Origin of the sequence: Limnothrix redekei LRLZ20PSL1 (assembly GCF_043235035.1) — a bacterium.
GTDB lineage: Bacteria > Cyanobacteriota > Cyanobacteriia > CACIAM-69d > CACIAM-69d > CACIAM-69d.
In genome coordinates this window covers 1-12,400 of sequence record NZ_JAZAQF010000057.1, presented here as the reverse complement: position 1 = coordinate 12,400, position 12,400 = coordinate 1, and the positions used below count along the sequence as shown (strand labels likewise).

General features: G+C 56.4%; 8 protein-coding genes, 1 tRNA gene and 1 pseudogene. 2 read left to right on the top strand and 8 right to left on the bottom strand.

The annotated features are described in order from the left end of the window. Positions 1-81: 81 nt before the first annotated feature. A complete protein-coding gene (gene glgB, locus VPK24_RS09040) occupies positions 82-2,385 on the bottom strand; it encodes a 1,4-alpha-glucan branching enzyme (RefSeq protein ID WP_393012309.1) in 2,304 nt (767 codons plus the stop codon). A gap of 519 nt (positions 2,386-2,904) precedes the next feature. Further along, complete coding sequence (moaC, locus tag VPK24_RS09035; protein WP_393012307.1) at positions 2,905-3,483, bottom strand: cyclic pyranopterin monophosphate synthase MoaC; 579 nt, start codon at positions 3,481-3,483, stop codon at positions 2,905-2,907. Between the two features lie 59 nt (positions 3,484-3,542). On the opposite strand from moaC, the gene VPK24_RS09030 reads away from it, so the two are divergent. Then, positions 3,543-3,615 (top strand) — tRNA-Arg (locus VPK24_RS09030). 332 nt (positions 3,616-3,947) lie between these two features. Here the strand turns inward: VPK24_RS09030 and VPK24_RS09025 are convergent. After that, positions 3,948-4,403 carry a DUF2996 domain-containing protein gene (locus VPK24_RS09025; RefSeq protein WP_393012305.1) on the bottom strand — a complete coding sequence of 152 codons (456 nt, stop codon included), beginning with the start codon at positions 4,401-4,403 and terminating at the stop codon, positions 3,948-3,950. A 424-nt stretch (positions 4,404-4,827) separates the two neighbouring features. Here VPK24_RS09025 and VPK24_RS09020 point away from each other — a divergent pair, with 424 nt between their 5' ends. Continuing rightward, entirely contained in the window at positions 4,828-7,050 is a 2,223-nt protein-coding gene (locus tag VPK24_RS09020) for a GumC family protein (RefSeq protein WP_393012303.1), read from the top strand. Between the two features lie 208 nt (positions 7,051-7,258). On the opposite strand, the gene VPK24_RS09015 is transcribed toward VPK24_RS09020, so the two are convergent. The 5 genes and pseudogenes from VPK24_RS09015 to VPK24_RS08995 all read right to left on the bottom strand — a co-directional run. Beyond that, positions 7,259-7,459, bottom strand: a complete 201-nt coding sequence (locus tag VPK24_RS09015) for a hypothetical protein (protein ID WP_190526704.1) — start codon at positions 7,457-7,459, stop codon at positions 7,259-7,261. Between the two features lie 544 nt (positions 7,460-8,003). Beyond that, the gene (locus VPK24_RS09010) at positions 8,004-8,771 is read right to left on the bottom strand and encodes a type 1 glutamine amidotransferase (protein ID WP_393012537.1); all 768 of its coding nucleotides are present in this window, start codon (positions 8,769-8,771) and stop codon (positions 8,004-8,006) included. Between the two features lie 82 nt (positions 8,772-8,853). Beyond that, the gene (locus VPK24_RS09005; protein ID WP_393012300.1) at positions 8,854-10,512 is read right to left on the bottom strand and encodes a glycosyltransferase family 9 protein; all 1,659 of its coding nucleotides are present in this window, start codon (positions 10,510-10,512) and stop codon (positions 8,854-8,856) included. A 60-nt stretch (positions 10,513-10,572) separates the two neighbouring features. Further along, on the bottom strand, positions 10,573-12,165 hold the full coding sequence (locus tag VPK24_RS09000) for a glycosyltransferase family 9 protein (RefSeq protein WP_393012298.1): 1,593 nt from the start codon (positions 12,163-12,165) through the stop codon (positions 10,573-10,575). Between the two features lie 128 nt (positions 12,166-12,293). After that, positions 12,294-12,400, bottom strand: a pseudogene (locus VPK24_RS08995) (IS5/IS1182 family transposase); the annotation flags it as partial.

The window sequence follows — 12,400 nt, the reverse complement described above, 5'->3', positions numbered from 1 at the left end:
GCGGCCGGGAAGCCCAAAACCGCCCGAAAGTTGCCTCAAAAGCCCCTACAAAACCCCCTAGACCGTGACTTGGGAGACTCCCTAAAAGTCACCCTCGGCGCTGGCTGCGGCCGTGGCCGCATGATCCAACTTGAGCACCAACACGCCCAATGGAGGTAAGCAGAGGTCGATCGAGTAGGGGCGATCGTGGAACCACCATTCCTCCGCCCATTTGCCCCCTAAATTGCCCATGTTGCTGCCGCCATATTTGCGCGAATCGCTATTGAGCACTTCGCGATAGAAGCCCAACTTGGGAACCCCCACGCGGTAATGGGAATGGGGTTGCGGCGTGAAATTACAAACCACCACTACAAAATCCTTGTAATCCTTATCCCAGCGCACAAATGAAACCACACTGTGGTTGTTGTCGCTGCAATCAATCCACTCAAACCCTTCCTGACGGCAATCTTGGGTATAGAGGCAAGGCTCGTTGCGATAAAGCTGATTCAAATCAGTCACAAACTGCTTCAGCTTCTGATGAGGTTCGTATTGCAGCAAATGCCACTCCAAATCACCCCAAACATTCCACTCACTCCATTGGCCAAACTCCATGCTCATAAAGAGCGTTTTCTTGCCCGGGTGCGTGAACATGTAGGCATAAAGACAGCGCAAGTTGGCGAATTTTTGCCACTCATCACCGGGCACTTTTCCGAGCATATTGCTCTTGCCATGGACAATTTCATCGTGGGACAGAGCCAGCATGAAATTCTCGCTAAAGGCGTACCAAATGCTGAAGGTGACATTGTTTTGGTGGAATTGGCGGAACCAGGGATCCATCGAGAAATAGTCGAGGATGTCGTGCATCCAGCCCATGTTCCACTTTAAATTGAAGCCCAAGCCTCCCACATAGGTTGGCCAAGAAACCATCGGCCAAGCAGTGGACTCTTCCGCGATCGAGAGTACGCCGGGATAGTAACTGAACAACAGATGGTTGGTTTGCCGCAGAAAATCAGCCGCTTCAATGTTTTCTCGACCACCGTATTGGTTGGGCAACCATTCCCCATCCTTGCGGCAATAATCCAGATACAGCATTGAGGCCACCGCATCCACGCGGATGCCGTCAATGTGATATTTGTCGAACCAGAAAAGGGCATTGGCAACTAGGAAATTCCGCACTTCATTGCGGCCATAGTTAAAGATTAAAGTGCCCCATTCCTTGTGTTCACCCTTGCGGGGATCGGCATGTTCATAAAGGCAAGTGCCGTCAAATCCTGCCAACCCATGGCCATCTTTCGGGAAGTGGCCGGGCACCCAATCCACAATCACACCAATGCCGTTTTGGTGGCATTGATCGACAAAATACATGAAGTCTTGAGGTGTGCCATAACGCGAGGTGACGGCATAATAACCAATGACTTGGTAACCCCAAGATCCATCAAAGGGGTGCTCTGCTACGGGCAACAATTCCACATGGGTGAAGCCCATCTCTTTGACGTAGGGAATCAGGCGATCGGCCAGTTCTTTATAGGTCAAAAATCGAGTGCCGGGCTTCAGTTCTGCCACGGAAACCGATTCGGCTGGCGTACCGTCGTAGTGGGTTCCGGGAAATGCAAAGTTTTCATGCAACCAGGAGCCGAGATGGACTTCATAAACCGAAACCGGCTGCTCTAGGGGCGCGGTGTGGCGGCGCTTGTCCATCCAATCGTTGTCGCTCCACTGGTAGTGATCCAGGTTGGCCACGATCGAGGCGGTTTTGGGGCGCACTTCCTGCTGGAATCCGTAGGGATCGCTCTTTTCGTAAATGTGCCCTTCCCAGTTTTTGATCTCGAATTTGTAGGGATCTCCTGCTTTGACACCGGGGATGAACAAATCCCAAACGCCGCCGTCCATTTTCCGCATTTGGTGCTTGCGGCCATCCCAGTAGTTGAAATCGCCCAAGACGGAAACATTACGCGCGTTGGGGGCCCAAACGGCGAAGTAAACGCCGCTGACTCCCTCAATTTCCGTGAGGTGGGCCCCCAGTTTTTCGTAAATGCGGTGGTGATTGCCTTCGCAAAAGAGGTGAATGTCAAAATCGGTGACCAGGGGCGATCGAAAAGCGTAGGGGTCATAGAGCACCCGCTCATGCTCCCCTTCTTGGATCCGCAGTTGGTAGTTGGCGATTTCGTGGCGGGTGATAATGCACTCAAAAAAGTGCGGATGATGCACAGAGACCATCGGCACTTCAAGACGTTCTTCGGGAAAGATCGCCCAAGCGGCGCTGGCGCTGGGCAAATAGGCCCGAATTGCCCAGGTTGTTTCACCATCTTGCTGAAGCACCAGGTGGGGGCCAAGGACTTCAAAGGGATTGTGATGATGGTTGTGAACAATCCGATCGACTTGATCTTGGGCAATGGTAGGAATCATAGGGCGATCTTTTAAAACAACAGTCGAAAAGAACAGTCGAAAAAACAGCGGTTACGGACAAAAGGGCGCAGACGAAAACGGCAAATGGCCATTTAGCCTGGGGCCGCTGAGAGCCGTTTGGGGGCCGAAACTTGGGCGATCGCGCGCCCAGTGCCAGCGGCCACCATTCACCTTCAGGAGTGTCTGCAGAATGGCTGAGACCTGCACAGTAACTGGGTTAGGGTTACCAAGAGCGTTCAACAAGGGGCTATTAGCAGGGGGCTTTCAATGGTTGGGTTTCGAGGGAAATTCTCAACTTTTTTCAGGGTTAATTCTCAGGGTTAGTTTTCAGGGCTAATTCTTGGGGTTAATTCTCGGGGTTAATTCTCGGGGTTAATTTTCAGGAGGAAGTTTCAAGGGAACTGGTCAAAAACGCTTGATCAAAAAAGGTATTCATCGCGATCGATGAATTTTTGTCAACCATTAGCAATAGAAATTTGCACAGGGTTGCACAGACCATAGCAAATGGCTGCTGTTGTCTCAAGGGCGATCGGGGGCCTGGTAGTCGCCAGATTTGCCGCCGGTTTTGGTAATCAGCCGCACGGCCTCAATTTGCATTGACTTTTCTAGCGCCTTTGCCATGTCGTAAAGGGTCAAGGCGGCTACCGATGCGGCCGTGAGCGCTTCCATCTCTACGCCTGTTTCGGCTTTGGTTTTCACGCTGGCTTGGATGATGTAGCCCGGAAGGGCGCGATCGGGTGTGAGGGTAACCTGCACCTTGCTCAGGGGCAAGGGATGACAAAGGGGAATGAGGTTAGCCGTTTGTTTTGCGGCCATGATTCCGGCAATGCGGGCCGTCCCCAGCACGTCTCCTTTGGGGGCATTGCCAGACTCGATCGCCGCGAGGGTGGCGGGCAGCATTCGGACACGCGCTTCGGCCAGGGCTTCCCGCGTGGTGGCCGTTTTGGCGGAAATGTCCACCATTCTGGCTTCACCGCTGCCGTCTAGGTGGGTGAGCGAGGGGGCGGCCACGGCTCGATCGCCCCCCCCAGCGGCCAAATCAACGGCAGTGGCTGAGTTTGGCCCTCGCTCCAAAAAATTTTGGTCGAGACTTGTCATGCTCCGGATAACCTGTGCTATGATTGTTCGGCGCTAAACGGTTAACCGCCGTCGAGCTAGGGCGTGTAGCTCAGTGGATAGAGCACGTGACTACGGATCACGGTGTCGGGGGTTCGAATCCCTCCTCGCCCGTTTCAAGAAAACAATACGCTAAAAAGCTCTGATTCTAAGAACTTTTGCAGTTTTGAGTTTCGGGGTTCTCGCGATCCCGCTGAAACCGGCTGGATCAGTCAGACTGAGTTTCTGACGAGACAGGCCGAGCCTCAGCAAGCCGAGCACCTGAGTTTTGGTTGGGCTGTTCCTTGGCTCGATCCAAGAACCGAACCAGCGCACAGCAGCATCCCAAGCCCAATGGATCAGAGATGACTTGAAATCCCTGATCGCAAAGGACTGGATTGGATCCCATTCCCGAACCAAGGTTAGGCGATTGGGATGTTGGAGCCATGCAAAACGCCGAAGTTAGCCTAGTTGCGTTCGATCCACTTTTGGGCCCGCAACCGGAGGGCTACGGCATTCACCAACAGGTCTAAGCTTGCCTTCCGCTCATCGATCAAGAAGGGTTCGAGGGTGCTGTGGGGGCCGCCTTTTTCCGTATAGGAAAATCCCTTGGTGGCGTTGATGTCGTCTTTGGGGAAATAAACCCGAAATTCCCGATCGCCCCAACTACCAATCACCTGGGAGCACTGGTTGTCTTCCAGCCCTTTGATGGGAACGGTGGCATTCACAAACTGCAACGCCAAGCCGGCCACGCCGCGATTGCCCAGGGCCTTTTGCAGGGCCGGCAAATATTCGGTTTCAATAAATTCGCCAAAGGGCTTGTCTTCCGGTTTGGGGGCTTTTTCTTTGGCTGGGGCAGCTTTTGGGGCCGCAGCGGGGGCCTTCGCTTGTACTTCCGCTTTCACTTCCGGATTGTCAGCCATGATGGTTCAGCAAGTATGGTGCAGAAAATAGCGGGGCGATCGGGTTGCCTAGGTTCAACCACCACCGCCGGGACGTGACCCACAACGGGCGATCGGCAATGTGGGGGTTCTTGCGGGTCTCGAAACCTAAGCAACTGAAATCTAAACAAGTATTGTACGGAGCGGCGGGAAGTTCCGGCTAGCTTTGGACTTTTGGGCTGATTATCAAATTGATTGGCTACTGCCTAACAACACTAGTCGATCCAGTCGATCGGGTGCGGTCGATCGACTGTGGAACGAGCGATCGGCCAATGAATCAAGGCCCAGCGATCGGCTGCCATCAGCCCAAACCAGTTCTTGATCTGTTTTCGCCGTCCCTGATCTGTTTTCGTCGTCCTTGAATAGGTTTGCTATCGTTGGATCACCCTTTGCTCATTCCTGAATCATGGCCTCGCCCCTGGTTAAGCGGTTTTCCCTAGCCCTCAAGCGCTATTTGTGGATCCTGCCCGTGGGCCCAATTTTGGGGGCCGGCGTTGGTGCGGGACTGTCGTTGTTGCCCGTGCCGCCCCCGCGCTATAGCATCTTGGGAGTTTTGTCATACCAACGGGCGGGGGTGTCGTTTTCGGAAACGGGAGCGGCGATTGTGGAGCAAGGGCAAACCCTATCACCAGACATTTTGACCGCGCCGGACATCATCGCGCCCGTGGCCAAGGAATTTCGGATGGATCCGGAGTTGTTGCTCAAAAGCCTGCGGGTGCGCGATCCCAACGCTGGTGATGAAAAAGAAAAGAAAAAGGAAAGCGGCCCGCCAACCTTGGAAGTGCGCTTCACGGATGAGAAAGGGGAGCGGGGCGAAAAGATTACAAACACCCTCATGAAGTTGATGGTGGAGAAAAGCCGTCAACTGAATGCTGCGCGGGTGAAGGGAATTATTGACGCGATTCGGGCCCGGCTGCCGCAGGTGATTGGAGAACTGCGGGCGGCGGAGCGCAATTTGGAACGATACGATCGGGTGGAAGGGGCGGCAATTTTGGCGGCCCAAAATGGGGCCCTGATTGAGTCGATCGCCACGATCGGGAATCAGCAGCGCCAACTGCAACTGCAACTGGAAGGTGTGACCGCCCAGGTGCGCTCCCTGGAACAGCGGCTGGGCCTGTCGGTGGACGATGCCTATGTGTCTTCGGCACTCAGTTCCGATCCGATGCTAGCCCAGTTGCGAGTGCAGCTTCAGCAGGTGGAGGCGGAGTGGCTGCTCCAAAGCCAACGCCTGCGGCCGGAGCATCCCCAAATGCAATTGTTGATGCAGCGGCAACAGTCCCTAGAGACCCTGTTGAATCGCCGGGCCCAAGAGGTGGTTGGCGGCAGCATGGCGGGGGCAAAACCGCTGGCGGCCACCAGTCGGATTCGATCGAGCAGCAGCCTGGATCCGGCGCGGCAACAGTTAGCCAACAGTTTGGTTTCCCTGAAAACCCAGCAGGAAACCCTGCAACGCCAACTCACCCTGTCTTTGAAGGCGGAACGGGAGCTGCGTCAGGAATATGCAGCCGTGCCCAACAAGCAGCTAGAGCGCGATCGCCTGGCTCAACAGGTGGCCTTGAAAAAAGCGCTCTACGATCGAATGCAGGCCAAATTAGTCGATTCGGAAGCGGCCGAAGCGGAAACCGTCAGCAGCCTCACGATCGCCCAACCGGCCGCCATTCGCTCCGAGGAAATTGCGCAAAAGCTCTCCATGCGGTTGACCCTGCCGGCCGGGTTTGCGGGCGGTTTGGTCTTGAGCGGGGCGTTGTTGCTGGTGTTGGGAATGCTCGATCGCCGCTACCAGTCCGACAGCGAAATTCGCAGCGCCTTGGCCGAGCGGGATATCAAACTGCTGGGCATTTTGCCGGAATTGGCTGCCCGTGCGCCGGGCCTGTTGCCGGTGTTGGTGGAACCCTCGCCCCCAGGGGAGGCCTATGAACAATTCCGCAGTAACTTGCGCCGCCTGGATAGCAGCCTGAAAGTGCTGTTGATGAGCAGCGTGGACGTGGGTGAAGGAAAATCGGTGGTGGCCTATAACTTGGCGATCGCAGCGGCGCGATCGGGTAAACGCACCCTGTTGATTGAACTGGACTTGCGCGCCCCCTCCGCCGCCAAGGCTCTGCGCGTGGCCCCGGATCCGGATGCGGTTCGTGAACCGTTCCACTACTACAGCAGTTTGAACAACTGTGCGCGGATGGTTCCCGAGGTGGAAAATCTCTACATTGCCCCCAGTCCTGGCCCCCAGAATGATTGCGCGGCGATTTTGGAATCTAGCGAAATTCGGCAACTCCTGCTGGATGCTCGCAGTCGCTTTGACTACGTGATTGTGGAAGCAACGACTCTCAACAATGCTAACGATGCCTTGCTGTTGGAGTCCCAAACGGACGGGTTGATTTTGGTGGCTCGCCCTGGCCACACCGACAAGACCGCCTTTACCCAGCGATTGGATGAGTTGACCGACGAGGAAACCAGCACCATCCGCTTAATTGGTGTTGCCATTGACAGTGCCGATTCGCCCTTTGAGTTGCTGGAAGAAGAACCCCTGTTGGAAGAGGATGCCGAGGCGATCGATCCGATGGCGGCGGTGGATGAATGGTCGATTGTGCGGCCGTCCTCCAATTCCGTGGCCGCGCGATCGAAACAGCGCTAGGCACAGCCGGGCGATTGTCCTGATGCACCGTCCTAACGAGCTGCCCAAACCAAAGCACCCGAGAGATCCCCTCGCTGGGTTGGTCTCTTGGGTGCTTATTTGAGCCTATTTGAATCAACTACGCTTGAAGCGATCGTTTAATTCTGGAAACGTTTAATCCTGGAAACGTTTAATCCTGGAAAAAAACTGGAAAAAACCTGAGCTAGACCTAGTAAGCAAGGGTTTCCAAGGTCTCACGCAGATAGCGACGCACCAGCAAATCCGTGACCGTGGGTTGATTGGGCGTGCTGGGTTGTTGTTCCAGCCAGCGTTCAAAACCGGAGCTAGAGGCGATCGCTTGCACCAAGCTTTCCCAAACGGCGGCGCGATCGGGTAAGGAAGCAGTCGAAGACACGAGTGAAGGGGCCATGAAAACCTCCTAACGAGTGAAGCAATGCGGCAAATCCACTGCCATTGAGCAATTTTGAGAGAGCTAAACCCACCCGAAGGGCGGCGCTAAGGCTCAATTGAGGGGGCAATTGCAATCACGCCAGGTTGAAGGTGGGCGATCGCGATATCAGAGACTAGCGAAGTTGACATCTTCCCCTGCCTGAGATCATTGTGACCGTGATTCGTCACAAAATCTGTCAACCATGAACCTTGCCACCGACCAATGATTTACCAGTGATTTATCAGTGATCCACCAGGTCATTGCCCCCTGCCTCTCTTACTTGTAACGCAAGATTGCAGAGGAGACAGTGCTGGCCATCACTCCCCATCCTCCAATCAGGAAGCTGACGACGGCCCAATGAGCCGGCCATTCGTCGTTTCAGCCCATTTCCCAGCAGTTTTGAACTGATTGATTGAAAAAGTGGATGATTGCTCCTGCCGATTAGCAGTTGTGGTTTTCAATCCCCGAAATGGAGCCTTGCGGAAGAGACAGTTTAACGCGGAAAATTTGCGACGATTTGCCCCTACCCAACGTTGAGGCGCTGGAGCATGACCGATCGCGCCCGATCGGCCAGAGAATCGTCCAGGCGGTTCAATGCGCAGGATTCCCCCGTGCGTCGGGCGATCGCCGTTTGGATCATCCAATCAGCCAAAAAGGGATTTTTCGGCAACAGGGGCCCGTGGGAATAGGTGGCGATCGCATTGCAGTGAAACGCGCCTTCGGTTTGGTCTTCGCCGTTATTGCCCAAGCCGCGTACTACCCGGGCCAGCGGCTCCACTGATCCCAGCTTAGTGCGGCCCCCGTGGTTTTCAAAACCGATCAGGTAAGGCACATCCCCCAACATCAGCCGCAACTCCCGTGCCAGCCGTTCGGCGGTCACCTCCAGCACCAGATTGCCGATGCAGCGGGGCGCGTCGGGGCCCGGATGCACAGTCACCAAATCCAACACGCCCAGCCCTTGGATGCGCTGACCTAAACCGGGTTCGTAATAATGGCCAAGCAACTGCGGTGCGCCACAGGTGAACACGCCGGGCACGCCGACCTCGATCGCCCCTTTCAGGGCTGCGGCCTTGGCCCCTTGCAGATCTCGCATCACGATTTCCTGCTGGCGATCCTGTGCGCCGCCGCCCACGATCAAGTCCACCTGGGTGAACTGGCTGGGGTCTGTGTCTCGATCGAGCGCTTGAATTCGCACCGGGATGCCGCGCCATTCACAGCGCCGCTGCAAACAGGTCACATTCCCCCGATCGCCATAGGTGCTCATTAGCTTGGGATAGAGCCAGCCAATCATCAGGGGTTCAGAGAGGGTGGGCAAGGCGGAAAGACTCACGGGCAGAAAACCTGGGCAAGGTTGCGGAAGAATCGGAGCCAGTCTATCGCGATTGGTGAGATGCTGGGTTCGATCGAAACGGTTCAGCGCCCGATCGCGCCCAACCCTCCAGCGCCGATCGCACCCGATCGAGGGGTTCCGCCCAACTGCCGGGCCGCGACTGCCGAAACAGGCGCATGGTGGGATACCAGGGCGTATCGGGGCGATCGCGTAACCAGCGCCAATCGGCCGCATAGGGCAGCAGCGTCCAAACCGGTTTACCCATGGCTCCGGCTAAGTGGCAAATGGCCGTATCAACCGTGACGAGCAAATCGATTTGCGCCAGATAGGCCGCCGTGTCGGCAAAATCCTTGATTTGGGGAGCGAGGTCAACAATTCCCTGGGTCACCAGACGCTCGGCTTCGGCCTCGGAGCGATCGACCTGGAAGCTGTAGAGCTGTACACCGGGACATTGCAGAGCGATCGCCAAAGGATCCAGTGCCATACACTTGCGGGCCGCGTCTTTCATGTGCGGGCCGCTTTGCCACACGATCCCCACCGCCAAGGCTTGGGAGGTTTGGCGCGGTAGCGGGCGCTGATTCACCAGCGGAGCGATCGGCCGCAGGTAAGGAATCGGGGCGGGAATTTGCTCAACGGTGGTTCTCGCCAACCGAGGCAAGCTCAACAGCGACACCTGGGCAAGGTAAGGAATGTGGCAATCGTCACCCGCGAAGACCTGATCAACCCCAGCCACCGTTTCCATGAGCCGCACCAGCGACTGGGGACACCAAAGCACCACCCGATCGCACCGTTGCCGGGCCCAAGCCAGATAGCGGCTAAATTGCAGCGTATCCCCCAAGCCCTGTTCCGTCAGTACCAGCAACGTGCCCTTTAAGGGCTGCCCATCCCACTCAGGGCCCGCCGCTTGCACCCAAGGATTTTGATCCGAATACCGCCGCCATTCGTAGGCCTGCCAACCCTCATCCCATCGCCCTAGGGAGAGTAAGCAAAGGGCATGGTTGAGTCGCAAGAAAGGATCTTCCGGTTGGTATTTCAAGGATTGTTCTGTGATGTGGAGGGCTTCTTCAAATCGATTTTGGTTCGCTAGGAGTTTTCCTAACCGGGCAGCCGCATTACCCAGCCCGGGATCACAGGTAATGGCATAGCGTAGGGACTGCTCTGCTTTGGCTGGTTCTGAAATCCCTGAATCGTTGTCATCCCAAGCCATGCCTTGCCAAAAAGCGATGATTGCCCGCTGTTTAGGGGCCAGCCGTTGAATAGCTGTAGGAGGCGGGTTTTGGCGTAGCCAAGTTAGCCAAGAGCTTAAGCCAGCTTGATCGATCCAAACTTGTCCAAAGGTGAGATAGGTTTCAGGGAGTTCCGGATCCTGGGCGAGGGCCGTTTGCAACGATCGCAGGGCCGTTTCCCGATCGCCCCGATCGAGCGCCAGCAGTCCAGCGTAGTAATGGGCGATTCCCAGTTGTGGATCCAGGCGCAAAGCCAAGTCGAGGGCCCGTTCTGCTGGCTGAGTGGCTTGGGTGGCTCGATAGGTGGCGCAAAGGTTCACGTACAGACCCGCCCAATGGGGATCTTGCTGAATGCCTTGCTGGTAATGATGACGGGCGGTTGACCATTGCTCAGCCCCTTGGGCCGCCAAGCCAGCCTGAAGCTGGGCGATCGCCTCGGGAGCATGGGCCAAAAGATGGCTGTGCGAGGATTGCATGGTTGCCAAGAGTGAGAGCTTCCCAGATTCGGAGTCTCCAAAATTCAGAGTCTCCAAGCTTTAGAACTGCCCGGCCAGCAGGGCCGATCGCACCTGCTGTAAGGGTTCCGACCAGTCACCAGGCTCGGTCTGCCGAAAGAGCCGCATGGTGGGATACCAGGGTGTATCGGGGCGATCGAGCAGCCAGCGCCAATCGGCCGCAAAACAGAGCAACGTCCAAACCGGTTTGCCCATCGCTCCGGCCAAATGACAGATGGCCGTGTCCACCGTGATCAGCAGGTCGAGCTGGGCCAAATAGGCGGCCGTGTCGGCAAAGTCCTTGATCTGCGGAGCCAGGTCAAGGATTCCAAATTGAGCCAGGTGGGCCACATCCGCATCGGAGCGATCGACCTGCAAGCTGTAGAGCTGCACACCGGGCAAATTGAGGGCCGCCGCTAACTCCGGGAGACTGCTGGATTTTTGGCGGTGGACGGCTTCTAGGCGATCGCCCGATCGAAACCCACTGGCCCAAACAATCCCGACCCGGCGTTGATCCGGTTTTGGCAGTGGGAGCGGCGCGATCGCCTCGGTGGCAGTGGGAAACAGGTAAGGAATCGGAGCCGGGACGCGATCGACCGTGGTTTGGGTCAAGCGGGGCAGACTGGACAGGGGTAAATGGGTGTTGAAGTGGAGGGTTTCGCAAACACCATCGGTGACATATCCCGCCCCTGGAGCCGATCGCATCACCCGCACCAGCGCTTTCGGGCAAAGCAGAATCACCGTTTGACAGCGATCGGCAACCCACTGAAGGTAGCGGGCCCATTGCAGTGAGTCCCCAAAACCTTGGTCAGCCCAAATCAGAATCGTGCGATCGGGAATTGGGGTTCCGTCCCATTCCTGACCGGGCAAGTCCTGTTTGGTCATTTGTCCCGATCGCCACTGCCACTCATTTTCCAAAAACCCCTCCGCCCAGCGCCCCAGGGTGAGCAAACAGAGGGCCCGGTTGTGGCGCAACGTGCCATGGTTCGGCCAGCGAGCACAGGCGGCATCCAAAACGGCTAGTGCTCCCGTCAGGCGGCGCTGCTCCGCCAGGATCAGGCTGAGTTGAATGTGGGGCGGTTGGTAGGTCACCTCATCGGCGATCGCCTGTTGCAACCAAGTTTCTGCTGTAGCCAAATCCCCATCAAAGTAATGTTTGAGTCCTTGCCAATAGCCGATCGCCGCGCGATCGAAGGAGGGTAAATTGCGCCAAGTATCAGGCAGGGGGCGCGATCGCACCCAATCCATCAACTCGGGAAACTGATCTCGATTGTTTAACCGATGGGCAGCGGCTACGTAGAGGGCTGCGGACTCAGGAATTTGATCCAAAAGATGGTGGCAGGCTTGAATCGCCTGGGTTTGATCGGCCCAATCCAACAAGGCTAACCAATTACGCACTCCGATGGCGCTGTGCGGATTCAGCCGCAGCGCTTGGGCACAGGCCTGGCGAGCGGCGGCCATCTTGCCCAATCCCTTCAGGGCTGCCGCCAGGTTGATATAAACGCCGGGAATTGCTGGATCCAACCGGAGGGCCGCCCGATAGCCTGCTAGGGCGATCGACCAGTCTGCTGCCGCCAGGGCTTGGTTCGCTTGTTGGGCCAGGGCGATCGCCTGATCTTGAAAGCTGCCTTTCACCGCTGTGGTCTCCTGATCTGTGGTCTCCTGATCTGTGATCTCCCGATCTGTGGCGCAATGGATGGCGCAGTCTGTAGCACGATTTGTATCGAAGCGAAAATTCCTAAGCAATAGACCTCTTGCACGAATCAAATTGGATGTGTTGCCTGGTAGTTGAGCAACCCGGCCAGCAGATGAAGCCTCAAGCCAAAACGGCGACGACGATTGCGATAGCGTCCTGAGAAGATCCGAAATC